This window comes from Pseudomonas paralactis, from assembly GCF_001439735.1.
GTDB lineage: Bacteria > Pseudomonadota > Gammaproteobacteria > Pseudomonadales > Pseudomonadaceae > Aquipseudomonas > Aquipseudomonas paralactis.
Map to the genome: position 1 here is coordinate 527,563 of NZ_JYLN01000004.1, position 25,284 is coordinate 552,846.

General features: G+C 60.9%; 15 protein-coding genes. 3 read left to right on the plus strand and 12 right to left on the minus strand.

Annotated features, from left to right (window positions below):
• Window positions 1–83: 83 nt before the first annotated feature.
• On the minus strand, window positions 84–1,352 hold the full coding sequence (locus TX23_RS13870; protein WP_057702625.1) for an Hsp70 family protein: 1,269 nt from the start codon (window positions 1,350–1,352) through the stop codon (window positions 84–86).
• Between the two features lie 168 nt (window positions 1,353–1,520).
• Between TX23_RS13870 and TX23_RS13875 the strand changes: the two genes are divergently transcribed.
• The 3 genes from TX23_RS13875 (at window position 1,521) to TX23_RS13885 (ending at window position 14,886) form a co-directional block, all read left to right on the plus strand.
• Window positions 1,521–8,462, plus strand: coding sequence for a dermonecrotic toxin domain-containing protein (locus TX23_RS13875; RefSeq protein ID WP_057702626.1), 6,942 nt, complete (start codon window positions 1,521–1,523; stop codon window positions 8,460–8,462).
• 230 nt (window positions 8,463–8,692) lie between these two features.
• Window positions 8,693–9,631, plus strand: a complete 939-nt coding sequence (locus TX23_RS13880) for a DnaJ C-terminal domain-containing protein (RefSeq protein WP_057702627.1) — start codon at window positions 8,693–8,695, stop codon at window positions 9,629–9,631.
• Between the two features lie 83 nt (window positions 9,632–9,714).
• Complete coding sequence (locus tag TX23_RS13885; RefSeq protein WP_057702628.1) at window positions 9,715–14,886, plus strand: dermonecrotic toxin domain-containing protein; 5,172 nt, start codon at window positions 9,715–9,717, stop codon at window positions 14,884–14,886.
• On the opposite strand, the gene ureC is transcribed toward TX23_RS13885, so the two are convergent.
• The 11 genes from ureC to urtA form a co-directional block, all read right to left on the minus strand.
• On the minus strand, window positions 14,883–16,583 hold the full coding sequence (ureC, locus tag TX23_RS13890; protein ID WP_057702629.1) for an urease subunit alpha: 1,701 nt from the start codon (window positions 16,581–16,583) through the stop codon (window positions 14,883–14,885). The genes TX23_RS13885 and ureC overlap by 4 nt on opposite strands.
• 111 nt (window positions 16,584–16,694) lie before the next feature.
• Window positions 16,695–17,000 (minus strand): urease subunit beta, encoded by a 306-nt coding sequence (locus TX23_RS13895; RefSeq protein WP_057702630.1) that lies wholly within the window; start codon window positions 16,998–17,000, stop codon window positions 16,695–16,697.
• Window positions 16,997–17,530, minus strand: a complete 534-nt coding sequence (locus TX23_RS13900) for a GNAT family N-acetyltransferase (protein WP_057702631.1) — start codon at window positions 17,528–17,530, stop codon at window positions 16,997–16,999. Before TX23_RS13900 ends, TX23_RS13895 begins: the two co-directional genes overlap by 4 nt.
• A gap of 5 nt (window positions 17,531–17,535) precedes the next feature.
• Window positions 17,536–18,048, minus strand: coding sequence for a GNAT family N-acetyltransferase (locus TX23_RS13905; RefSeq protein ID WP_057702632.1), 513 nt, complete (start codon window positions 18,046–18,048; stop codon window positions 17,536–17,538).
• Window positions 18,049–18,057: 9 nt separating this feature from the next.
• On the minus strand, window positions 18,058–18,360 hold the full coding sequence (gene ureA, locus TX23_RS13910) for an urease subunit gamma (RefSeq protein ID WP_003171437.1): 303 nt from the start codon (window positions 18,358–18,360) through the stop codon (window positions 18,058–18,060).
• Between the two features lie 158 nt (window positions 18,361–18,518).
• Window positions 18,519–19,358, minus strand: a complete 840-nt coding sequence (locus tag TX23_RS13915; protein ID WP_057702633.1) for an urease accessory protein UreD — start codon at window positions 19,356–19,358, stop codon at window positions 18,519–18,521.
• Window positions 19,359–19,388: 30 nt separating this feature from the next.
• A complete protein-coding gene (gene urtE / locus TX23_RS13920; protein WP_057702634.1) occupies window positions 19,389–20,087 on the minus strand; it encodes an urea ABC transporter ATP-binding subunit UrtE in 699 nt (232 codons plus the stop codon).
• 139 nt (window positions 20,088–20,226) lie between these two features.
• Window positions 20,227–21,060 carry an urea ABC transporter ATP-binding protein UrtD gene (gene urtD, locus TX23_RS13925; protein ID WP_087149500.1) on the minus strand — a complete coding sequence of 278 codons (834 nt, stop codon included), beginning with the start codon at window positions 21,058–21,060 and terminating at the stop codon, window positions 20,227–20,229.
• Window positions 21,057–22,124 carry an urea ABC transporter permease subunit UrtC gene (gene urtC / locus TX23_RS13930; RefSeq protein WP_057702636.1) on the minus strand — a complete coding sequence of 356 codons (1,068 nt, stop codon included), beginning with the start codon at window positions 22,122–22,124 and terminating at the stop codon, window positions 21,057–21,059. The genes urtD and urtC overlap by 4 nt, the downstream gene beginning before the upstream one ends.
• Window positions 22,124–23,626: an urea ABC transporter permease subunit UrtB gene (gene urtB, locus TX23_RS13935; protein WP_057702637.1), complete on the minus strand. Its 1,503-nt coding sequence runs from the start codon at window positions 23,624–23,626 to the stop codon at window positions 22,124–22,126. Before urtB ends, urtC begins: the two co-directional genes overlap by 1 nt.
• A gap of 167 nt (window positions 23,627–23,793) precedes the next feature.
• Window positions 23,794–25,059: an urea ABC transporter substrate-binding protein gene (urtA, locus tag TX23_RS13940; RefSeq protein ID WP_057702638.1), complete on the minus strand. Its 1,266-nt coding sequence runs from the start codon at window positions 25,057–25,059 to the stop codon at window positions 23,794–23,796.
• Between the last annotated feature and the right edge of the window lie 225 nt (window positions 25,060–25,284).

Here is a 25,284-nt window from a genome sequence, read left to right on the forward strand (position 1 = left end):
ATCAAAAGCAGATCAAGATCAAAAGCGGCTCGCTTCGCATCGTGGTTACCGTCAAGTGGGCGCGCCACGGTTTCAGCTGAAATTCAGCTGCCGTAGCGCTTGCTCGCCTCAATCGCCAAACCACTGCCAATACTGCCAAAGATATTGCCTTCCACATGCCGCGCATTCGGCAGCATCGCCGAGATGCTGTGGCGCAGTGCCGGGATGCCGCTGGAGCCGCCGGTGAAGAACACCGTGTCCACCTGGGCCACGCTTACCGAGGCGTCATTGAGCAACTGCGTGACACTGCCGCGCACGCGTTCGAGCAGGTTGTCGATGGATGACTCGAACAGCGCCCGACTCAGGTCCACGCTCAGGCCCGCTTCGATCCGGTCCAGTGGCACATGGCGGCTGTCTGCCTGGGTCAGCTGGATCTTGGTTTCTTCCACCTCCATGGCCAGCCAGTGCCCGGCGCGCTGTTCGATCAGCTTGAACAGGCGGTCGATGCCGCCGGTGTCTTCGATGTCGTAGCGCATACTGCCCAGGGCCAGCTGGGATTTTTGTGAGTACACCGAGTTGATGGTGTGCCAGGTGGCCAGGTTCATGTGATGGCTGGTAGGCATGTAGGCGCCGCTTTTCATGCGGCTGCCGTAGCCGAACAGCGGCATCATGCCGGCCAGCGAAAGCTGTTTGTCAAAGTCGGTACCGCCGATGTGCACGCCGCCGGTGGCGAGGATGTCGCTCTGGCGGTTGTCGTTGTGGCGGCGATCCGGCGACAGGCGCACCAGGGAAAAGTCGGAGGTACCCCCGCCGATATCGACGATCAGCACCAGCTCTTCTTTCTCGATGGTCGACTCATAGTCGAACGCCGCCGCAATCGGTTCGTACTGGAACGAGATGTCCTTGAAGCCGATCTTGCGCGCTACATCCACCAGGGTGTTTTCCGCCTCCTGGTCGGCCATGGGGTCGTCATCGACAAAGAACACCGGGCGGCCCAGCACCACTTCTTCGAACTCACGACCGGCATTGGCCTCGGCACGGCTCTTGAGTTGGCCGATAAACAGTGCCAGCAGGTCGGTAAATGGCATCGCAGTGCCAAGCACGCTGGTGTCGTGCTTGATCAGCTTGGAACCCAGCAGGCTCTTGAGCGAGCGCATCAAGCGGCCTTCGTAGTTCTCCAGGTATTCGTGCAGCGCCAGGCGACCGTACACCGGGCGACGCTCCTCGAAGTTGAAGAAGACCACCGACGGCAGGGTGATCTTGTCGTCCTCCAGCGCGATCAGCGTTTCCATGCCGGGGCGGATCCAGCCGACGGTGGAGTTGGACGTGCCGAAGTCAATGCCGCAGGCACGGGCTGGAGATTCGTTTTTCATGTCTTACAGGTTCCGGTCAAAAAACGGCCGCGCAGTGTATGTCACTCGCGAGCGGATGCGTAGACCGGTGATCCGTAAATTGGCGCGTAATCGCGCTATATAGCTACGTCTTGAACCGGCAGGGGCTTGGTTAGGCTCGGGTTTTACTGCCCTCACGGACGAATCGCTATGCCTGATGCAACCTTCAACGCCGACCTGCGCGGCGTGCATTACGACTTTCTCAAACAACGCGTGCCGAACTGGTTCATGGAAGGCTCGCCGCAACGCCAGCAAGAGCTAGGCACGCACGAGATGGATATTCCTGCCTGGTACCTGGCCGCCACTCACCAAGACAAAACCACTCTGGCTGCCCGGCACACGCGCTTTCGCGAAACGCTCAATGCGATTGAAGAGCACCTGGGCCAGATTGAAGACGTCCTGACCTTCGCCGAACAGCCGCTCAAAGAGGCGATCAAGAAAGAATTCAACCTGGAACTGGATGTGCGCAATGTGTTTTTCGTGCGCAAATACGGCTCAAAAGGTGCTCGCGATGACTTCTACGGCGCCTTTGTTTTCGAGCAGCAAAACGACCCGTCACTGAGCTACAGGTATCGCGGCATTTCCCTGTTGGAAGCGGCCCTGGCCAATTTCGAGGCCGATGAAGAGCAGCCGTCGTCGTGCACCGATTGCCAACTGATCACCACCTTCAACCTAGAAAACCCCCACATCATTGCGACCTTCGCGGCCGTCCAGGCACAGGCCGTGGCGATCACGCCCCATGCTTTCGCCAGGCTTTGCCGCACATTGGACCTTGGCGCGCTTTATCAGGCGCATATCAAGGCCATTGTAGAACCCCAGGACGCGGATGAACGCCAGGCGCTTGAACAGCTGTTGGAAGAGCATCAACGCGAGCAGTTGGCACTGTGCATCGAAATTGCCCGGTTGCAAAGCACCGGACCGCTCAGTGCCGACGCCTGCCAGATGCTCCAAAATGTGGTCACGGGCTCCGCCACGCCGAAATTGGCCGGGAAGCCTGTGACATACACCGCGCTCAACGTGTTCGACAGCGTATTGGTGGGGCCGCTGCTGATCGGGCCTGATCGGCAAAACACCAACCGCCCCGAGCCTTTGGTGGTGTACATCCCCGGTGACCCGCAACAGCCCCTCAAGGAGTATGCGTCCAGTGGCGAATTCATGGCCGACTTGCGTACCCGTCTGCACAGCGCATCGTACCGGCGCTTCTTCAGCCGCTTTGTGCCGGTGCGCGAACAAGGCGGGTTCTTCACCCGTTTCAACCGTCTGTACCAGCCTGCCAGTAACGGCAATGGCGGTGCGGACTACCCGTTGCGCACGCCGTTGGCGCGCTTGCCTATGCAAGAGTTCGCCCTTGCCGGTGAGCTGTGGCAGCGCAGTCGCCAGGCGCATATCAGCAAGATCTTGAGCGATGCACGCGCAGTGGCCGTGCCCACCGAGGATGAGGACCGCAAGGCCCGGCTCGAACGCCTGGAAGGCTTTTTCGAGGCGGCCGTCAGCGTATTCAACCTGGCCGCGTTCGTGGTGCCGGGGCTTGGCCCGATCATGTTGGCCGTGGGCGCATCGCAGATGTGCTACGAAGTGTTTGAAGGCATCGAGGCCTACGATCAAGGCGAGCCCCGGCAGATGTGGGCGCATTTTTCATCGGTAGCCCTGAACGTAGCGTTCATTGCCACGGGGTCCAAGGTGGTGCCCGCCGTCAAATGGCAAAGCGCAGTGGATCACCTCAAACCGGTGACGCTGCCCACGGGCAAGCAGGTACTGTGGAACCCCGACCTCAGGCCCTATGCATCTGCCGTCAAGCCAGCACCAGAGGTCAAGCCCAATGCGTTGGGCCTGTACGATCATGCCGGTCAGCAATGGGTGTCGTTCGAGGATACGCATTACCAGGTCAAGCAAGACCCGAGCGGCCAGTACCGTATCCAGCACCCGACTCGTCCCGACGCCTACGCGCCGGAATTGGAACACAACCATAACGGGGTGTGGACCCATGAGCTGGAAGAACCGCTGACCTGGGACGAACCCACCTTGATCAAGCGCCTGGGGTTGGTCGAGCAGACGGATCCGTTGCGTATCAGCGGCGTCGAACCTGACGCTCTGCGCCAGGTTGCGGTCGATCATGAACCCTTGCCGCTGTTGCTTGACGACACCATCAAGCGCTTCGAGCTGCATCAGCAACTGACCACCTTTGTCGAGCAAATCAAAAGCAGCGACCCGCTGGTCTACCAGAAGGCCGAACCGGCACTGCAGTTTGACCTGCTTCAACGCCGCGGCCTGCTGCCTGATGGCGTAGCGCTGAAAGTCATCGGCCCAACGGGCGAGGTCGTGTGGGAAAGCGCCGATGCGTCGCCCTTATTGCCCAAGCGCGTGATGGTGTTGACCGAGACCGCCATGGCCCAGGGCCGTTTACTCAGGGAGTTGCTGTACACCTTGCAAGGCGTCGACCCGCAGCTCAAGGAATTCCCCGGCAGCCCCGAAGAGTCACTGGACGTTCGCGCCGCCAAGCTGCGCCAGTACCTTGGCGATGCCGTTGATAGCCTCAAGGGACCGCTGCTGGAGGAACGTTACCGTGCGTTGAACCCAACGCCTGACGCCGATGTGCAGCGCGTGCTGGATGCCTACCCGGCCTTGCCGACGCTGGCCGCCGAACGCTTGCTGCAAGGCGCTGCTGTGGATGAGCTGACCGCTTTTCGCAGCAGCGGCAGCCTGCCTGACCGGTTGGCCACGCAGGCTCAATGGTGCGCGCAGGAAACCCGCGTGGCGCGCGCCTACGAAGGGCTGCACCTGGACACTCAGACCCACCTCGACAGTCAGCGCCTGGCCTTGCGTACCCTGGAAACCCTGCCGGGCTGGCACCGTGGCTCGCGGGTGGAGTTGCGTCAGTATTCGGCGCAGGGCACGCTGATGGATGCCATCGGCTCCCCCGACTTCCCGCACAAGCGCAGCCTGATACTGCTGGACAGCGGTGAGTTCCAGGCAACCATGCCCGGCGATTTCTACAGCGCCATCTGGGAGCAACTCGCGCCCGATGAGCGTCAGCGTCTCGGGTTGGCCAGCGCGGTCGAATTGAAGCAGGCGATTCAACGCAACCCTCTTTCGCGCCAGGCGTTGCGCACGGTGCTGGAGGACTACCCGCTGCGCAAGCCCGAGTACGATCCGATGGTCCGCTTGATGGGCGGCGCTCCGGGCTTTCGGCATATGGCAAGGGTGGCGGCTAATGTGCTTCGCTCTCCGGCAGAGCGGGTACGCCGGTTGTATCCATCATTCAATGAGGAGCAAGTCACAGCGTTTATTCAGTCGCTGGGCGAAGATGTCCCAGGCGGGTTGGCCAGTCGTGAGCTGGAATACCACCACCTGAAAAAATCCTTGAAAGCGTGGGCTCGCTCCAGAGGGCCACATGCCCTGGCGTACTACAGCGCCGAATGGCGTGTGAGTGATGCAATCAAACGCTGCTGGCGTCGCGAGACCGCAAGCCAGTTGAATATCCGCCTTTCAAAAGACGAGATTCGCTGGGTGGATTTGCCGCCGCTGAAGGCCGACTTCAGTCATGTTCAGGAAGTGGCGTTATCGGGGCTCACGTGGAAGGGGCACTCCAGCTCGTTGTTCCTCGAAAATTTCACGCATATCAAGAGCCTGAGCATGACTGGCGCCGAGTTGGTCGAGTTGCCGGCGGTGATCGGCGATATGAAGCAGCTCACGTCGTTGAAACTGCCCTCCAATGAACTGAAACTGAGCGAGCGTAGCGCGGCAAGCTTGAGCGCTCTGGATGCCTTGCAAGTGCTGGATCTTTCAGAAAATCCGCTGGGTACATTGCCTGATTTCGGCGGTATGCCGCATTTAAGAGCGCTGAATCTATCTTTCACCCGAATCGAGCGTTGGCCTTCGGGGTTGAGGACGCAGACTGGGCTGGAGCGCGTTGACTTACGTCACAATCGACTGCTGCAGGTACCGCAGGACAATCTTGCTCCGCCGGCAGATCAACTGGAAACGATCGTGCGGATCAATAACGTCACCTTGCTTAAAGGCAATCGCTTCCCACACGATTACTGGAAAACATTCGATAAGTATTGGCAGGACGTGAACCAGTCACGCCCCGACCTTGTGTCAGGCGCTCTCGATGGAGCCTTTGACAGCAGAAACCCACGCCTGGAAATGGTGCAGCACATGTACCCCGAGTATTCCCTGCAAAAGGCCCGGGAGCTTGTCTGGAGCTGGGGCGAAGGCGTCGATACCGAGCTGGACCGGCGCTGGCAGGAGTTTTCTGTGCTGCTCAGGCAGTTGAACGCGTGGGCATTTTCAGGCGGCGGCGAGCGCCAGCGCTATGTGCGCGTGGGGGAGCGCGCCACCGATGCCGCGTCACTGCGCGATCGCAACCTGGCGCATAACCGCATCATGCGCTGCTGGCGCCGTGAAACCGCGCAACAGCTCACCAGCGACGGCGAGCCCTTCGGCCTGGAGCTGGACCTCAGCGGCCTGACGCTGCCAAGCCTGCCCGACCTGGATGCGGACTTCAGCCACGTAGGCTCACTCAAGCTGAGCGACATGAACCTCAGTATTTCGCCTGAGGGGTTCCTCGCTCGCCATCAAGGCGTACGCTGGCTGGACATGTCGCGCAACCAATTGCGCGAGTTGCCGCCGGCGCTGGGGCAGATGCATGGCCTGACCCGGCTGTCGTTGCAAAATAACCAGATACGCCTGAACCCGGAGTCGGCTGCGATGCTGGCGTCACGCAGCACCCTCAGAGCCTTGATCCTCAATTCAAACCCCCTTGATATCGCGCCGGATTTCAGCCAGATGACGGATTTGCGTTCGCTGGGGATGGGCAACACCCATATTGAAACCTTTCCCACCGGGCTGGGGGCGCAACCCAGCCTGGATGCGGTGTACCTGAGGGGCAGTCGGATTTCAACGCTGCCCGATGCGCTGATTGCCCCCTCGGACGAGGCGTTGGCGCAATCCCTGCGGGTAACCAGCGTCACTGATCTGGGCCTGAACCCCTTGTCCGCCGAAACTCAGGCGCGAATCGCCGATTACAACCGTCGGCTTACCGACCCGGAGCGAGCGGCCAACAGGTTGGTGCGCAGCACTTTGGAGGTGGCTGTGCCGCAGGCCGTTACTGGCGACTCTGCGCCGTTTCAGCGCTGGGCCAGAGGGTTGTCAACGCAGCAGCTTGCCCAGCGCCGAAGCCAATGGTCTACCCTGCGTGCACTGCCAGGCTCGGACGGTTTTTTCGACATGCTCAGAGACCTGAACGTGGCGCCCGCTGAATATGAGGATGTGCAGCAGCGGGTGTGGGAGGTGATCGATGCGATTGCCAACCACAGCGCCGAGTCGGAGCAGCTGCGCAAGGAGATGTTCGAATGGGCGGGCCAGGCGACGTGTTGCGACCGTGCCGCCCTGACCTTCGGTAATCTGGAAATCCTGCTGATGACCAGCAATGCCAAGGCCCAGGCGTTGGATTCGACTCAGGGCGCCGCGCTGGTGAAGCTGTCCAGGGGCTTGTTCCGCCTGGAGGAAGTGGAAAAGATCGCCCTTACGGATATCGACCAGCGCCGGACTGCGATCAATAGCCGCGAAGATCTGACGGCGACGCAGAAAGCCGACGCTCTAAGGGCTCTGGAAGAAGTGGAAATCAGGCTGGCCTATCGTTACGGCCTTAAAGAGCGGCTTGATTTGCCGGGCCAGGCGCAGCAGGCCAGGTTCATCCATTTCGGCAACGTCAGCCAGGCGATGCTGGATGCTGCGTACGATAAGGTGATCGGCCTGGATAATTCGGTGCATGAGTTTCAAGCCATGCTTGCCAGAGAATTCTGGCAAGACTACATCGCGAACAAATACCGCTCGCGGTTCGAGGCGCAGAACCAACCCCATCACGAACAAATGAATGCGTTGTTGCGCGATTTCGAGTCCGGTGCAATCTCCAAAGCGGTGTTCGACCGTGAGGCCGAAGCATTGCAGGGGCAGTTTGCAATCGAAGAAGCACAGCTGATTCAAACCCTGTCCCGCGATGAAGTGGCGCAGGCGTTGATGCCAACTGCGAGCCTTGAAGTGTTGGTGGAGCCTGTGGGTCAGGCGCTGCAACTGTCTGAGGCTAAAGTCATCGATTTCAACGGCAAACAGTATTTTGTCGCGAGCATGCCGGATGCGGGCGATGGCGAGCATTACATCTTGCGGGTGCAGGCACCGCAGAACCCGTTGGCGCTGGTCAGCAGCGGGGTGGTAGCCAAGCCCGATATCCATGGGGTCTGGAAGCGCAGGGGCTTGGCGGGTGGGATGAAGCCGCAGGGCTCCGACGATGAGTTTTTCGACGCGTCGGAGTCCATGCCGGTAACGCCCTACACGGCGGAGGAACTGCGCCATATGCGTCGCGAGATCCACTTTACGGCCAGCCCCAATCGCATCGGCAGTTATAACCGTGCCAATAACGGCAAATACCCGCTCAGAGACTATCAAGGCCGGGCGATCCGCATTCAAGAATTGGAGCAAGCGGTCACGATAGATCCCGGTGTGCGCTACACCTCGGAGCAGATCAAGCCCTACATTCAATTTCAGGGCTATGAGCAGGTGGGCGCACGCTATGAAGAGAAACTCCAGCTACGTTCGTTTACGGCCCAGGACATGAAGACACCCGGTGAACGCGCGTTGATAGGCCAGGCCATGGTGGTTGCCAACCGGCGTATCGCCAAGGGCGAGATCGTCGGCGTGTACGGCGGAACGGTATTGCCCAGGGGGATCTTCGGACCCAGCGGGCAGACGTACACGATGAGGGTAGGGCGCAAGATGGTCGCGCGAGGCAATACCCTGGTGGAAGAGCCGGTCCACCTGTCGGGGGATAATATTATTTCCAGAATCAATACCCTCTTTGAGTATGACGCACAGGGCAAACCGTTGCGCCAGGCCCCGAGTGGCTACAACGTTGAAGCGGTGGGCTTCAATGTCGAAGCAGACATGTGGATGGGGGTTGGGCCCGATGCGCGAACCAAACGCGAAGATTTGATACTGACAGCGGTATTTGCCACTGAAGACATTGCCGCGGGCACCGAGTTGCGCATGGATTATCAGTACACTGAGGGGGCAATAAAAAACCTGTTCGCTTGATCCTACTCAAGTAAGTAAGGGGTCTGTCGTCGTAAATAGCCATATCCCATCTTGAAAGGGCGGGTTTTGCCCCAATCTTGTTGGCATATCCAGGCGGTACACAGTGATTGCACTGACCCTGTGTGCCGCCGATTAACTTATGACGCGCCCTGACATCAATTCCCAGGCTGCCAGCCATGGCGTGCCGTGTGGCGGGCTGCGCGATATCGATAACGGATGGTGATGCCCCCATGGATTTCAAAGATTATTACAAGATTCTCGGTGTCGAGCCCACGGCTGACGACAAAGAGATCAAGTCGGCTTATCGCAAGCTGGCGCGCAAATATCACCCGGACGTCAGCAAGGAAAAGGACGCCGAAGCCAAGTTCAAGGACGCGTCCGAAGCCTATGAAGCGCTGAAAAGCGCCGACAAGCGCGCCGAATACGACGAACTGCGCAAGTACGGCCAGCACGGCCAGCCATTCCAGGGGCCGCCGGGCTGGCAGAGCCGTGGTGGTTTTGGCGGTGGCCAGGACGCGGGCGATTTCTCGGACTTTTTCAGCTCGATCTTCGGCTCGCGTGGCGATGCCTTCGGTGGCGGTCAGCGTCGTCCTGCCGGGCGCAAGGGCCAGGATGTGGAGATGCAGCTGTCGGTCTCCCTTGAAGAGACCCTGTCGACCGAGTCCAAGCAGATCAGCTTCCAGGTGCCGCAATACGACGCCTCCGGCCGACACGTCAGCAATAGCGTCAAGAGCCTGAATGTGAAGATCCCGGCCGGTGTGGCCGATGGCGAGCGCATTCGCCTCAAGGCCCAGGGCGCGCCGGGCATTGGCGGCGGGGCCAATGGTGATTTGTACCTGATCATCAAGTTTGCGCCCCACCCCAGGTTCGAGGTGGACGGCGAAAACCTGATCATCAACCTGCCGCTGGCGCCCTGGGAGTTGGCGCTGGGCACGGAAGTGGCCGTGCCGACCCTCACCGGCAAAATCAACCTCAAGGTGCCCGCCGGCAGCCAGAACGGCCAACGTATGCGCGCCAAGGGTCATGGCTTGCTGAACAAGGCCGGGCAACGTGGCTACCTGTTCATCCAGCTCAAGGCCGTCATGCCCAAGACGGCGGATGATGAGGTCAAGGCATTGTGGGAGGCCCTGGCGCAAAAGGCTGCGTTCAATCCGCGCGAGCAGTTCTGAACGGGTCATTGATTTAGTTAGCGCCAGCCGCAAAAACGGCGTGCCTAGGATGACAACCTCTTCCAAGAAAAGGTTGTCATCCCATGCCGGACTTTCAGGTTACCGACCCCGTCACCCCGCTTCCTGGTGAGCAGGGCCAGCATTACGAACTGATCAAACAGGCGATCCCCACTTGCCTGGTCAACAGTTCGCCCTCCCGCCGCAAGGCCCTCAAAGACACACCGCCGGCCATTCCCCTCTGGTATGACGCCGCTTCCCAAACCCACAAAGATCAGCTCAAGGTACTGCTGGACGCCCGTTGCGATTCGCTTAACGAACTGGAGAAAACCTTCAGTCACATAAGCTCGGAGCAAGCGTTTGCCCAACCCGTGCTGGAAGCCAAGCTAAAGGCTATCGGCCATGAGCTGGACGTCAATCAAACCTGGTTGCGCCTGTATGTACCGGCCGAAGATGCCTTTGGCGTAAAGACCGGTGGCTTCAGGGTCAAAACGTTCTCCCTGCTGCACGCTGCCCTTGGCAACTTTGAGCAACGGGAGACTCGAGAGGGCTATTTCGACAGTGCCTCAGGTTTCATCACCCAACCGGACGTGCGCGATCATTTCGAGCGCCACACCACCACCCTGAAGATTCATGCGTTCACCCAGCTGTGCCGAGACCTGGACCTGGGCAAGCAGTACCAGGCTCACCTCAAGGCACAGTTGAAACCTGACGACGCCAAATCCCAGGCCGAACTGCGCGAACGTTATGTCCGGCACCAGAAAGCCGCCTTCAAGGCGGCGGCGTATCTGGCGTTGCTCAAGGGCGATATTGGCGACAGCGACCACGCGCTGCTGATGCGGGTGGCGGCCGGGGAAAAACACATTCTCAGCGACGGCAAGCCCATCGGGTATCGCAGCCTGAGCCTGATGAACCTGCACCTGCATGATTGCCTGGTCATCGACGCTTGCGCCAAGCCTGGCTACACCTGCTGGGTCATCGTTTATATACCCGACGATCCCGACCATCCCATCAAGCGCTATGAAACCTTCAGTGACTTCAGCACGGCGTTGAACGAGCGCCTGAGCGCGAAAACCACCCAGGAAGCTGACCGCTCCCAAGGCTGGAAGGCTACGCCGAACCAGCATTTTTTTGCCCGGTTCGTTGCCGACAAAGACCGCGCCTACTACTACAAACGGCTGACCGAACTGGTGCTGGACGCACCTCCCCAGCGGTTTGGCGCACAGGCCTTGCGATCGGAATGGGGGCGCTTGCTCACTTCTCCGTCCTTTGCCACGCCTTCGACACTGGGCGAACCACATCCCTACGTGCGCGTGCACGCCACTGCCCCTGAATTCAACATTCGCGCCCACACCCTGACGGACCTATGGCAAGTTGCAGACCTGTGGACCTATCGCCTGGGCAGCCTGCGTACTCGGCTGTTCGAGAACGCCCGGCATCGTGCGGTGAGCACCGCCGATGTCGATGAGGCCTCGCGTTCACTGCGCGCCGCGCATTACATGAGCATTGGCCTGTTCGGTCTCAACCTGGTGGCCATGGCGGTGCCGCCGCTGGGTGTGGTGATGGCCGTGACGATGGCCGGGCAAATGCTCTACGAAGTCATTGAAGGTGTCATCGAGCTGAGCGAAGGCGACCGTAAAGCGGGCTGGGCGCACATTACCGATGTGGTGGAAAACCTGGCGACGCTGGCCGCACAGGCGGCGGTGGTTCATTTCACCGTCTCGCCGTTTATCGAGCAGCTCAAGGCTGTCACCTTGCCCAGTGGCAAGACCCGGCTGTGGAATCCCGACCTGTCGGTCTACGAGCACTCCTCTTCTTTACCAGCGGTGGCGGCGGATGAGCAAGGCCTGCACCGGCATAACGGCCAAACCGTGCTGCCATTGGAGGGTAAACGCTATGCTGTGCAACAAGACCCGCTGACCGAGCAATACCGCATCCTCCATCCCACACGCGCCGAGGCCTATCAACCGATATTGAAGAGCAACGGCGCTGGTCTGTGGAACCATGAAGTGGAACGCCCGCACACCTGGGAAGGCGCCACGTTGATGCGGCGATTGGGCCCGGTGACGGAGGGCTTCAGTGATGCCGAGTTGGAGCAGGTGCGCAGCGTGGCGGCTGTGAGTCAGGACGTGCTGCGCCGCGTGCATGTGGAAGGCGAGCCGGTACCGGCGATCCTGCTCGACACCCTGCGCCAGTTCAGGGCGTATCGCGATGCGGTGAGCGTCGCCGAGGGCATTCGCCAGGGCTCGCTCAGCAGCGCACTGTGCAGCTATGCCGCATCCCTGGCGGTGGAGTTGCCGGGATGGCCAGCGAGCAAGGCGATCGAGGCATTTTCCGGCACCGAGTTGAGCGGGCCGTCGATCAAATACGGTAATCAGCAGGCCGCGGCGGCGGACACCGTGCAGGTCCACCGCGCCGATTTGATGAGCGGCCAGTTGCCCATACGCATTATCGAAGCGTTCAGCGAACCTCAGCGCGATGCTCTGGTGGGCAGTTACACCGCCCGCACACCCGAGGCGCGAACCGAGGCCCTGCAATTGAAACTCGAACAAAGGGCCATCGAGGTACGCGAGCGGTTGATGAAGAGTATTTACCTTGAGCAGCAGCCACCCTCCGACTCCGCGATTATGCTGATCCAGCGCGACTTCAGCAGCGTGCCGACGATTCTAGCGCGCGAAGTGCTGGCGGACGCGACGCCGACCGAGCGCGACACGATGAACCGCGCCAAGCGCATTCCCCTGCGCCTCGCTGAAAAGGCGCGCCGGGCGCAGCAACAAATGCGCCTGACCCTCGCGTATGAAGGCTTGTACCTCGACGCGTTGGCCGGGCCGGACACCGAAACCCTGGCCCTCAACACCCTGCCGACGCTTCCCGGCTGGTCGGACAATCTGCGCCTGGACGTGCGCGAGGGCCGGTTTGAAGGCCCATTGCGTGCCAGTTTTGGCCCTCAGGAGGCGAGCAACCGCAAGGTCCTGGCACGCATGGAGGATGGGCGTTATCAAGCCTTTGATGAGCGCGGTCAGGATCTGCATGGCCTCGATGGTTTCTACGGCGCCTTGCAGCACGCGTTGACCGACGCCCATCGCAACGCGATCGGCCTGCCCCATGTCGGCCAGGGTGAGCAATTGAAGGGGTTGATCCAGCAACATGCATTAGGCCGAGCACCGTTGCGCAAAGCCTTGGACATGTCGCCGGAAAAGCTGCCGTTTTTTCGACCGCCGAGCGTGTTGCCGGGTGAGCGTCGCGGCTATCCATTGAGCGGACGGGGTGGTACTGAGTGGGAAAAAATCACGCGCGAGCGGGTCCGCAGCCTGTACCCGGAAATCACCCTGGACGAAATGCTCGCCCTGATCAACGAGCGCGGCGCGCTGGACCTGAGCTGGCTGCGTGCGTTGGAGCAAGAGTACAAAACCCTGCAGGCCACCTTGCACAAATGGTTGAGCACACCGCCCCAGGGCATGGAGGCGTTCGGCGACCAGCAACGCCAGGTGCTGAGGGCCAGGCGCAAGATTTATACGGCGCTGGATGACGCCTGGAGAAAGGTTGGCCCACGGCACTACGATCGAAATGGGCGCCTCTTGGGGCAGAAAATCGAATGGTTGGAAGAGGACCTGGCGCAGCAGCTCCGAACCTTGCCCGCACTGACTGCAAACTTCGACCATGTCAGCTACTTGGGCATTGTGGGAACCGAAGGCTCGCAGCTGACGGATGCGGATGTGCAGCCACTGCTCGCCAACTTTCGCGGTTTGCGTCGATTAGGGATCGAGGCCGCTCAACTGACACGCCTGCCGTCAGCCATCGAACAGATGCCGCATTTGCAGCGGTTGCATTTGGGCGGTAACGGTATTGTCCTTGCGCCTGAAGACGTCCTGCGTTTGAAAGATCGGGTGCATCTCAAAGAGTTATTTTTGGACATGAACCCACTCGGCTTGCCACCCGATGTTGGGCGCATGACGCGCTTACAGACCTTGCTGCTCAATCACACAAGCCTGGAGGAGTGGCCTGCCAGTGTATTCCGTGTGCCCAGGCCGGAGAATTTCATTCTGGATATGCGGGAGAACCCGATAGCGCGGATTCCCGAGTTCGCGCCGGGCTCGGATAAGGCACTGATTGTGGCGAAAACGTTCCTCACCCGTGAAGAGCTGACGCCTGAGCTGCTTGCTCAATTCAAGCGGTACATCGAGGCCGCCGGCCGCGATCCGGATCGCCAGTTACCGAAAAGGGGCGCGCGTGACAGCGAGCAGTGGAAAACCGGTTATTCGGCGCAGGAATGGCCCTCCAGGCAAGTGTTATGGGACATGCTTGAAGGTTCGTTTGGCTCTGAGGGCTTTTTCAATGTTCTTCGTGCCGTCAGAAACTCCGGGGACTCGACACTCAGGGGCGGCGTATGGTTGCCGGAACTGACCGCCAAGGTCTGGCGCATACTTGAGGCGATGGGCGAAGACGCCGAATTGCGCGAGCAGTTGTTCCTGATGGCCCGGGACCCTGCGGCCTGCGTGGACGCCGGGGCGCAGTTGTTCAATTCGATGGGCGTTGCGGTGCTGCATTGGTCGGCGTACTTCAGCGAGGACGTGGCCTCCGTGCGCAAAACTGTCTTCAACCTGGCCAGGGGCAAGTGGCGGCTCGATGAGTTGGGCCGTATCGCCCATGAGCGCGTGTCCCAACTGCAGGCCGACGGCGTCAAGTTTCCGGAGTACGACGCGAAAGGCGCACGCGTCGATCATTACGATGCCCGCGGCAATTTGATCGCCGATATCGACGAAGTCGAGATCTACCTGGCGTACACAACGCCACTGGCAACCCGCCTGGACCTGCCCTGGCAATCGCGGAGCATGATGTTCCGCGAGGATTATGTGACGGCGCCCATGGTCGAGGCGGCATTCAATCGCGTAAAGCTACTGGACCAAGGCGAGCTGCTGCGTGGCAACCTGCTGGAGCAACCGATGTGGACCGACTTTCTGCAGCGGGCTCATTCAGCTGACTACGCGTCGATTGCCGCAAAGTTTGATGCACTGATTGACTATCAGGCCGCGCAGGAACAATGGGCCGCCGCAGCCAACCTCCCTGAGAGCGCGAGGCAGGCCCTGCGCCAAACCATCAGCCGGTCGGCCCAGCGCCTGGGCCGACCGGCTTCGGAAAGTGAACCGGGGCAACTGATGTCCCAGCAAGACTACGACGACACCTTTGGCCGCATCAATGGCGAACTGATCACCTTGAACCAGACACTGACCGATCAAGCGATCCGCGCCATCCTCTAGAACAGAAAGTACCGCTGGGCCATCGGCAACACCTCGGCCGGTTCGCACCACAGCAATTGACCGTCGGCCTTGACCTGGTAAGTCTGTGGGTCCACCTCGATATCCGGCAGGTAATCGTTGTGGATCAGGTCGGTTTTCTGCACGTCGCGGCAACCCTTGACCACCGCGATCTGCTTCTTCAGGCCCAGGGCCTCGGGCAGTCCGGCCGCCTGCGCGGCCTGGCTGATAAACGTCAGGCTGGTGGCGTGCAGGGAGCTGCCGAAGCTGGCGAACATGGGGCGGTAATGCACCGGCTGCGGCGTCGGGATCGAGGCGTTGGCGTCGCCCATCAGGCTCGAAGCAATGGCGCCGCCCTTGAGGATCAGCGTGGGCTTGATGCCGAAAAACGCCGGGCGCCACAGCACCAGGTCGGCCCATTTGCCGACTTCGATGGAACCGACGATATGGCTGATACCGTGGGTGATCGCCGGGTTGATGGTGTACTTGGCGATGTAGCGTTTGGCGCGGAAGTTATCGTTGCCCACGCCGTCGCCCGGCAGGGGGCCACGCTGTTTTTTCATCTTGTCGGCGGTCTGCCAGGTGCGCGTGATCACTTCGCCGACACGGCCCATGGCCTGGCTGTCGGAGCTGATCATCGAGAACGCGCCGAGGTCGTGCAGGATGTCTTCGGCGGCGATGGTTTCGCGGCGGATGCGGCTTTCGGCGAAGGCCACGTCTTCGGCAATGCTCGGGTCCAGGTGGTGACACACCATCAACATGTCCAGGTGTTCGTCGATGGTGTTGCGTGTGAACGGGCGCGTGGGGTTGGTGGAGCTGGGCAGCACATTGGGGAAACCGCAGGCTTTGATGATGTCCGGTGCATGGCCGCCACCGGCACCTTCGGTGTGGTAGGTGTGAATGGTGCGGCCCTTGAGCGCGGCGAGGGTGGTTTCCACAAAGCCCGACTCATTGAGGGTGTCGCTGTGGATCGCCACCTGCACGTCGTAGGCATCGGCGACGCTCAGGCAGTTGTCGATGCTCGCGGGCGTTGTGCCCCAGTCTTCGTGCAGCTTCAAACCGATGGCTCCGGCCTTGACCTGCTCGATCAGCGGCTCGGGCAAACTGGCGTTGCCCTTGCCGGTGAAACCGATATTCATCGGGAACGAATCACTGGCCTGTAGCATACGCGCCAAGTGCCAGGGGCCGGATGTGCACGTGGTGGCGTTGGTGCCGGTGGCAGGGCCGGTACCGCCGCCGATCATGGTGGTGACGCCGCTGGTCAGGGCCTCTTCGATCTGCTGTGGGCAAATGAAATGCACGTGGGAGTCGATGCCGCCGGCGGTGAGGATCATGCCTTCACCGGCAATCACTTCTGTGCTGGCGCCGATGGCCATGGTCACCCCCGGCTGGATATCCGGGTTGCCGGCTTTGCCAATCGCGTGGATGCGGCCATTCTTCAAGCCGACGTCGGCCTTGACGATGCCCCAGTGGTCGATGATCAATGCGTTGGTGATCAGCGTGTCGACTACTTCATGGGCGAGCAATTGGCTCTGGCCCTGGCCGTCACGGATTACCTTGCCGCCGCCGAATTTGACCTCTTCGCCGTAGACGGTGAAGTCCTGTTCGACTTCGACAAACAGCTCGGTGTCGGCCAGGCGGACCTTGTCACCGACGGTGGGGCCGTACATGTCGGCGTAGGCTTGGCGGGTGATTTTCATGTGTGTGCCCTGAAGAATAGGTGTTGAATGTGAAATCGCTATCGCAGGCAAGCCAGCTCCCACAGGGGATTGCATTTCAACTGTGGGAGCTGGCTTGCCTGCGATGAGGCCCTAAAGGTCGCCCATGACCCGCCCTGCAAACCCAAATACCCGCCGCCCACCACCCAAATCCACCAACTCCACCTCCCGACGCTGCCCCGGCTCAAACCGCACCGCCGTGCCCGCCGGAATATTCAGGCGCATGCCGCGGCTTGCCGCCCGGTCAAACTCCAGTGCGTCATTGGTCTCGAAAAAGTGGTAATGCGAACCTACCTGGATCGGCCGGTCGCCGCAGTTGGCCACGCTGAGGGTGACGGTGCGGCGGCCGACATTCAGTTCGATTTCGCCAGGCTGGATCTGATATTCACCAGGAATCATGCAGGTTGCCCCAGGGTCTTGTAGTAGATGGCGGTCGGGCTGTAGCGCCCGTCCGGGCTTTGGCAGTAGTCGGGCAGCTCACCGATCCTGGTATAGCGCAGCGACTGGTAGAAGGCTTCGGCACCGGAGCCGGCCTCGGTGTCCAGGTACAGCAGGCCACGCTTGTGCTGGCGCGCGGCAAGTTCCAGGGTATTCATCAATTGTTGGCCCAGGCCATGGCGACGGGCGCTGCTGTGCACCAGTAACTTTTGCACTTCGGCGCGGTTCAGGCCGTTGGCCTTTTGGCACAGTGCCAGTTGCACACTGGCGATTACCCGTTCTTCACGCACGACCACCCACAGCAGCAGGCTGGCGTCTTCGATACCGGCTTGCACGCTGGTCAGATACTCGCGGGCCTGGGTCTCATCGAAGTTGGCCATAAAGCCCACCGATGCGCCGTGCTGCACCGCGTCCAGCAACAGCTCGATCAAGCCCAGGCGGTAATGGGCAAAGCTTTCAGCATTGACTCGACGCAGTTGTGCAGCGCTCATCGATCTCACTCCTTGGGCGGTTCGGCGCCCGGATTCAACGTCAGTTGCATAAAGGTCAGGTCCAGCCACCGGCCGAACTTGATGCCCACTTGCGGCATTTGCCCGGTAATGCTGAAGCCCAGGCGCTCATGCAGGCGGATCGAGGCCAGGTTGCCGCTTTCGATGGCGGCGACCATGACGTGCTTGCCGCCGCTGCGCGCTCGTTCGATCAGGGCCTGCATCAGGCGTGGGCCGAGGCCTTTGCCGCGCTGGTCATTGCGCACGTATACGGAGTGTTCGACGCTGTAGCGGAAGCCTTCGAAGGGGCGCCAGTCGCCGAATGAGGCGTAGCCGGTGATTTCGTCGTTTTCCACCGTCACCAGGATCGGGTACTGCTGCGCCTGGCGCGCGCTGAACCAGGCCTGGCGGTTCGCCAGGTCTACCGGCTGCTCGTTCCAGATCGCCGTGGTGTTCTGTACCGCGTCGTTGTAGATAGCGCGGATGGCGGGCAGGTCGTGTTCAGTTGCATCACGAATCATGGCAACACCTTACGCAATGGGCTGGTGGACGGTGACCAGTTTGGTGCCGTCGGGAAAGGTGGCTTCCACCTGGATATCCGGGATCATTTCCGGGATGCCTTCCATCACTTGTTCGCGGCTGAGCAGGGTGGTGCCGTAGTGCATGAGGTCGGCCACGGTACGGCCATCGCGGGCGCCTTCCATTAGCGCGGCGGAAATATAGGCGATGGTCTCCGGGTAGTTGAGCTTCACCCCGCGCGCCAGGCGCCGCTCGGCGACCAAGCCTGCGGTGAAGATCAGCAGTTTGTCTTTTTCCCGTGGGGTCAGGTCCATGGTTCAGTCCGTAGTAAAACAGTTAAAAAGACGAGCGCTAACCCCTGTAGGAGCGAGCTTGCTCGCGAAAAACCCGAGGGCGCCGCGTGCATTCAGGATGCCCGCGTTATTGTTAACGATTTTCGCGAGCAAGCTCGCTCCTACAAAAGGGCGCATCTTCATGTGCTCCAGATTCTTGGTGCGACTGCTTCACGCCCAAACAGTGCCGGGCGTAAAAGCCGCCATAAATCAATCAACCATCCCCGCGCCAGCAGCGCTTCACTGGCCAGGCACCGCGCCACCAGCAAACCGGGCAGTTGGGTCAGGTCACCGCGCACCGCGCGGGGCAGTGAGCGGCATTGTTCAAGCAGTTCAGCGTCGATCTCGCCGGTCACCAGCAACGTGGCAAACACCGGCTGCCCGTCCAATCCGATAGGCGAATCCAGCAGCCCATCGGCGCCCACAATGCGCTGGCGTTCGTGCCAGAGCAACTGGCCGTCGCGGCGAATATCCAGGTGCGATTGAAAGTGGCCGAGGTCGAACCGCTCGCCACTGGCCGGGCGCCCGAGTGCGACCACATCCCAGTACAACAACCGCGCATCGCCTTGCAGCTCAACACGCGTGGTCAGTTCGGCCTGGGCGGCGCTGAATACGATGGTTTCCTGGGGCAGCCATTCCAGCGTCGCACCGGCCTCGACGGTCAACTCGACGTGCTGAAACGCCGGGCCGCCGGCGCGGTACCACTTGGCTGCGCCGGGGCTGGTCAGCTGCGCCCAGGCACCGGTGCCGACGTGGGCGCTGATGTCCAGGCGATCACCACCGGCAATGCCGCCGGGTGGGTGCACGATGATGTGCTGGCACACCTCGGGGCCTTCGGCGTACAGGTGCTTTTGCACCCGCAGCGGGCCAAGGTGGCGGCGCAGCACCGGGCGCGTGGTGTCATTGACACGCGCATAGCCGAGTTCCAGCTCGGCGTGCCAGCTGGGCGTGAACAGGGCAGGGGTAACGGGCAGGTTCATGGCGTGTGCTTATCGTTAGGAGGCTACAGATTAGATGGTTACCAGCCCACGCACACCCTCGCGTTCCATATTTTCACCACGGCCCTGCTGCACGATTTCACCGCGGGACATCACCAGATACTGGTCGGCCAGTTCGGCGGCGAAGTCGTAGAACTGCTCCACCAGCAGGATCGCCATGTCGCCGCGTTCGGCAAGCTTTTTGATCACCGCACCGATTTCCTTGATCACCGACGGCTGAATACCTTCGGTAGGCTCGTCGAGGATCAGCATTCGTGGGCGGCTGGCCAGGGCGCGGCCAATCGCCAATTGTTGTTGTTGGCCCCCGGACAAATCGCCGCCGCGGCGATGCTTCATTTGCAGCAACACCGGAAAAAGCTCGTAGATGAAGGCCGGCACCTCTTTGGCTTCGGAACCGGGGAAACGCGACAGTCCCATCAGCAGGTTTTCTTCTACGGTCAGCCGCCCGAATATCTCCCGGCCCTGAGGAACATACGCGATCCCGGCATGGACCCGCTGGTGCGGCTTGAAGCCGGTGATGGCCTTGCCTTCCCAGTTGACTGCGCCTTCTTTGGCCGGCAGCAGGCCCATCAGGCACTTGAGCAGGGTGGTTTTGCCCACGCCGTTACGCCCGAGCAGGCAGGTGACTTCGCCAATCTTCACGTCAAAAGACAGCCCGCGCAGAATGTGGCTACCGCCGTAATACTGGTGCAGCTTGTCGACTTGCAGCATGTTCGATTCTCCTCTATTCCCCTGTGGGAATCGGATCAACTGTGGGAGCTGGCTTGCCTGCGATGCAGGCGACCCGGTGTATCAGGTACACCGCTATCGCAGGCAAGCCAGCTCCCACATAAAGCCGTTCGTGTCAGCGTTAGCGACCGAGGTAAACCTCGATCACTCGCTCATTTTCCTGCACCTGTTCCAGCGACCCTTCGGCCAATACGCTGCCCTGGTGCAACACGGTGACGTGATCAGCGATAGAGCCGACAAAGCCCATGTCGTGCTCCACCACCATCAACGAATGCTTGCCGGCCAGGCGCTTGAACAGTTCGGCGGTGAACTCGGTTTCGGCGTCGGTCATGCCCGCTACCGGCTCGTCGAGCAGCAACAGTTGCGGGTCTTGCATCAGCAACATGCCGATTTCCAGAAACTGCTTCTGGCCGTGGGAAAGCAAACCGGCGGGCCGATGCACCGAGGCGGTCAGGCGGATGGTGTCGAGCACTTCATCGATACGGTCTTTTTGCTCGCCACTCAGGCGCGCCCGCAGGCTGGCCCACACCGACTTGTCGGTCTTCTGCGCCAGCTCAAGGTTTTCGAACACACTCAGGGCTTCGAACACCGTGGGCTTCTGAAACTTGCGGCCGATACCGGCCTGGGCGATCTGTACTTCGCTCATGCTGGTCAGGTCCAGAGTTTCGCCAAACCAGGCCCTGCCGTGGCTGGGCCGGGTCTTGCCGGTAATTACGTCCATCAGCGTGGTCTTGCCCGCGCCGTTGGGGCCGATGATGCAGCGCAATTCGCCGACGCCGATGTACAGGTTCAGGTCATTCAACGCCTTGAAACCGTCGAAGCTGACGCTGATGTCTTCAAGCGTCAGGATGGTGCCGTGGCGAGTGTTGAGCCCCTTGCCGGCGGCCTGGCCGATACCGATCGCATCGCGGCCGCTGCCCGCATCGAAAATAGGTTCAAGCATGACGTTCCTCATTTCTTCAGCAGGCCGATAACGCCCTTGGGCAGGTACAGGGTGACGATGATGAACAGCGCCCCGAGGAAGAACAGCCAGTACTCGGGGAACGCCACGGTGAACCAGCTCTTCATGCCGTTGACCACCCCGGCGCCGAGCAATGGCCCGATCAGCGTGCCTCGCCCGCCCAGGGCGACCCATACGGCGGCCTCGATGGAGTTGGTTGGCGACATCTCGCTGGGGTTGATGATGCCAACCTGCGGCACATACAGCGCCCCCGCCAAGCCACACAGCACCGCGCTCAACACCCACACAAACAACTTGAAGCCGCGCGGGTCGTAACCGCAGAACATCAGGCGGTTCTCGGCATCGCGCAAAGCGGTCAGCACCCGGCCGAACTTGCTCTGCGCCAAGCGCCAGCCGATATACAGGCTGGCCACCAGCAGCAGCACCGTGGCCACAAACAACACCGCTCGTGTGCCAGGTTCTGTGATGCCAAAGCCTAAGATGCTGCGGAAATTGGTAAAGCCGTTATTGCCGCCAAACCCGGTTTCGTTGCGGAAAAACAGCAGCATCCCGGCAAAGGTCAGGGCTTGGGTCATGATCGAGAAATACACGCCCTTGATCCGCGAGCGGAAGGCGAAGAAGCCGAACACCAGGGCCAACAGCCCTGGCGCCAGCACCACCAGGCACAGCGCCCACAGAAAGTTGTCGGTGCCGGCCCAGTACCAGGGCAATTCGGTCCAGGACAGAAAGGTCATGAACGCCGGTAACCCATCACCCGACGCTTGGCGCATCAGGTACATGCCCATGGCATAGCCGCCCAGGGCAAAGAACAGGCCGTGGCCCAGGGACAACATGCCCGCGTAACCCCACACCAGGTCCAGTGCCAACGCGACGATGGCATAGCAGAGGATCTTGCCCACCAGCGTTAACGTATAGGCCGATACATGCAGTGGGTTGTCCGCAGGCAGCAGAGAACACAATGGCAATGCCAGCAGCAGAAACAGGATCACCGCGCCCACGGCAATCGTCACCTTGGGGCCGGCTTTTTGCGTGGCCGTAAGCATCAATGGCTGATTCATCAGTCGATCACCCGTCCTTTCAGTGCGAAGAGTCCTTGCGGGCGTTTCTGGATAAACAGAATGATCAGCGCGAGGATCAGGATCTTGCCGAGTACGGCACCGATTTGCGGTTCAAGAATCTTGTTGGCAATACCCAGGCCGAAGGCCGCCATCACGCTACCGGCCAACTGGCCAACACCACCTAGCACTACCACCAGGAACGAGTCGATGATGTAGCTCTGGCCCAGGTCCGGGCCGACGTTGCCGATCTGGCTCAGCGCTACGCCGCCCAGCCCTGCAATGCCGGAGCCCAGACCAAAGGCGAGCATGTCTACGCGCCCGGTGGGCACGCCGCAGCAGGCGGCCATGTTGCGGTTCTGGGTGACGGCGCGCACGTTCAGACCCAGGCGCGTCTTGTTCAGCAGCAACCAGGTGAGCACCACCACGAACAGCGCAAAGGCGATGATGACGATGCGGTTGTACGGCAGCACCAGGTTGGGCAGTACTTGAATGCCGCCGGACAGCCAGGCGGGGTTGGACACTTCGACGTTCTGCGCGCCGAACACCAGGCGCACCAACTGGATCAGCATCAGGCTGATGCCCCAGGTGGCGAGCAGGGTTTCCAGCGGGCGGCCATAGAGGTGACGAATCACGGTGCGCTCCAGTGCCATGCCGATGGCTGCGGTGACAAAAAATGCCACCGGCAGTGCAATCAACGGGTAGAACTCGATGGCCTGGGGCACATAGCGCTGCATCAACAACTGCACCACGTAGGTCGAGTAGGCGCCGAGCATCAGCATCTCGCCGTGGGCCATGTTGATCACGCCGAGCAGGCCGAAGGTGATAGCCAAACCCAGTGCCGCCAACAGCAGGATCGAGCCCAGCGACATGCCGCTGAACGCCTGCCCGAGTATCTCGCCGACCATCAGTTTGCGTTTGACCTGGGCCAGGCTGGTTTCGGCGGCGGTGTGCACGGCGGCATCGGTTTCCACTCCCGGCGCCAGCAGCGCTTCAAGGCGCGTGCGCGCCAGCGGGTCACCGGTGCTGCCGAGCAAGCGCACGGCGGCCAGGCGCACAGCAGGGTCGGTGTCCACCAATTGCAGGTTGGCCAGGGCCAGGCTGAGGGCGTTGTGTACATCCTCGTCGGTCTCGGCGGCGACTTGTTGGTCGAGGAATTTCAGCTGCGCAGGCACAGCGCTTTTTTGCAGGGTTCGCGCTGCCGCCAGGCGTACCTTGGGGTCGGCGGCGAGCAGTTGCTGGCTGGCTTGAACGTTATCGATCAGGCCGCGCAGGCGGTTGTTCAAGCGCAGGGTTTTGGTTTCGCCATTGAGTGTGAGTTGGCCTTGCTCAAGGGCGTCCACCAGTTCGATACGCGCAGGGTCGGGGTTGGCGGCCCAATCCTGAAGGAGCTTGGCTTGTTGCACCGGGTTGGCTTTGAGGAAGTCTTCGGCATCGCCTGCATATGCCGCCCAAGGCAGCAACAGCAGCACGGCGAGGATGAAGCGGTGGAGGGCAGTGGGCATACGAAAATGTCCTGATCATGCGGGGACAGTGTGGGCGCTGGTTGTCTGTGGGAGCTGGCTTGCCTGCGATGGCATCGCTGCGGTGTGTCAGGCACACCGAGTTGTTTGCATCGCAGGCAAGCCAGCTCCCACAGTGACCATGTCCCACATTTGATCTGTGGGGGGCGTTAGTTGCTCTTCACGGCATAGTCCGGTTTTTTGTCATTGCCCGGAATGTAAGGGCTCCATGGCTGTGCCCGAATCGGCGCTTCGGTCTGCCACACCACCGAGAACTGACCGTCGGCCTGGATCTCGCCGATCATCACCGGCTTGTGCAGGTGGTGGTTGGTCTTGTCCATGGTCAGGGTAAAGCCCGACGGCGCCGCGAAGGTCTGGCCGCCCAGGGCTTCACGTACTTTGTCGACGTCGGTGGACTTGGCTTGCTCTGCCGCCTGGGCCCACATATGGATGCCCACATAGGTGGCTTCCATCGGGTCGTTGGTCACGGCTTTGTCCGCGCCCGGCAGGTTGTGCTTCTTGGCGTAGGCTTTCCAATCGGCGACGAATTTCTGGTTCACCGGGTTTTCCACCGACTGGAAGTAGTTCCACGCCGCCAGGTTGCCCACCAGCGGTTTGGTGTCGATGCCGCGCAGTTCTTCTTCTCCCACGGAGAACGCCACCACCGGTACGTCGGTGGCCTTCAAACCCTGGTTGGCCAGCTCTTTGTAGAACGGCACGTTGGAATCGCCATTGACGGTGGAGACCACCGCGGTCTTGCCGCCGGCGGAGAATTTTTTGATGTTGGCGACGATGGTCTGGTAATCGGCATGGCCGAACGGGGTGTAAACCTCTTCGATGTCTTTATCCGCCACACCTTTGGACTTCAGGAACGAGCGCAGGATCTTGTTGGTGGTGCGCGGGTACACGTAGTCGGTGCCGAGCAGGAAGAAGCGCTTGGCGCTGCCGCCTTCTTCGCTCATCAAATATTCCACCGCCGGGATCGCCTGCTGGTTCGGCGCCGCACCGGTATAGAACACGTTCGGCGACATCTCTTCGCCTTCGTACTGCACCGGGTAGAACAGCAAGCCGTTGAGTTCTTCGAATACCGGCAATACCGATTTGCGCGACACCGAAGTCCAGCAGCCGAACACCACGGCGACCTTGTCCTGGGTCAGCAACTGCCGGCCTTTTTCCGCGAACAGCGGCCAATTGGACGCCGGGTCCACCACCACCGGTTCGAGCATCTTGCCGTTTACGCCGCCCTTGGCGTTGATCTCGTCGATGGTCATCAACGCCATGTCTTTAAGCGAGGTTTCGGAAATCGCCATGGTTCCGGACAACGAGTGCAGGATGCCGACCTTGATGGTCTCGGCGGCCTGTACGGTCCAGGTCAAACCCATGGCTGCAATGGATGCCGACAAAGTGAAAGCCTTGATCAAGCTGCGACGCTGCATGGTGCGATCTCCGTAACCGATAGTTTTTATGGGGCAGATACAGAGGGCATTGCAAAGGCTGTGCCTGCGACGCTGGCCGCGCGGTTGCAGCGATGTTGGCGGTGGGAGGGACGCGTGCCGCGCACCAGCTTGGCGCCGTAAACGGCGTTGCGTGCGCAGCGGGCCTCAAAACAGTGCGTTGCCCTGCGAAAGCTGATCATTATCTAACGCCACCGCCTCACGTCG

What these genes read in the sequence shown, in the direction of transcription:
- ureC (WP_057702629.1), bottom strand. Translation starts at nt 16,583, where the DNA reads ATGAAAATCACCCGCCAAGCCTACGCCGACATGTACGGCCCCACCGTC.
- TX23_RS13915 (WP_057702633.1), bottom strand. Translation starts at nt 19,358, where the DNA reads ATGAACCTGCCCGTTACCCCTGCCCTGTTCACGCCCAGCTGGCACGCC.
- TX23_RS13880 (WP_057702627.1), top strand. Translation starts at nt 8,693, where the DNA reads ATGGATTTCAAAGATTATTACAAGATTCTCGGTGTCGAGCCCACGGCT.
- ureA (WP_003171437.1), bottom strand. Translation starts at nt 18,360, where the DNA reads ATGGACCTGACCCCACGGGAAAAAGACAAACTGCTGATCTTCACCGCA.
- TX23_RS13875 (WP_057702626.1), top strand. Translation starts at nt 1,521, where the DNA reads ATGCCTGATGCAACCTTCAACGCCGACCTGCGCGGCGTGCATTACGAC.
- urtA (WP_057702638.1), bottom strand. Translation starts at nt 25,059, where the DNA reads ATGCAGCGTCGCAGCTTGATCAAGGCTTTCACTTTGTCGGCATCCATT.
- urtE (WP_057702634.1), bottom strand. Translation starts at nt 20,087, where the DNA reads ATGCTGCAAGTCGACAAGCTGCACCAGTATTACGGCGGTAGCCACATT.
- urtD (WP_087149500.1), bottom strand. Translation starts at nt 21,060, where the DNA reads ATGAGGAACGTCATGCTTGAACCTATTTTCGATGCGGGCAGCGGCCGC.
- TX23_RS13885 (WP_057702628.1), top strand. Translation starts at nt 9,715, where the DNA reads ATGCCGGACTTTCAGGTTACCGACCCCGTCACCCCGCTTCCTGGTGAG.
- urtC (WP_057702636.1), bottom strand. Translation starts at nt 22,124, where the DNA reads ATGAATCAGCCATTGATGCTTACGGCCACGCAAAAAGCCGGCCCCAAG.
- TX23_RS13900 (WP_057702631.1), bottom strand. Translation starts at nt 17,530, where the DNA reads ATGAGCGCTGCACAACTGCGTCGAGTCAATGCTGAAAGCTTTGCCCAT.
- TX23_RS13870 (WP_057702625.1), bottom strand. Translation starts at nt 1,352, where the DNA reads ATGAAAAACGAATCTCCAGCCCGTGCCTGCGGCATTGACTTCGGCACG.
- TX23_RS13905 (WP_057702632.1), bottom strand. Translation starts at nt 18,048, where the DNA reads ATGATTCGTGATGCAACTGAACACGACCTGCCCGCCATCCGCGCTATC.
- urtB (WP_057702637.1), bottom strand. Translation starts at nt 23,626, where the DNA reads ATGCCCACTGCCCTCCACCGCTTCATCCTCGCCGTGCTGCTGTTGCTG.
- TX23_RS13895 (WP_057702630.1), bottom strand. Translation starts at nt 17,000, where the DNA reads ATGATTCCTGGTGAATATCAGATCCAGCCTGGCGAAATCGAACTGAAT.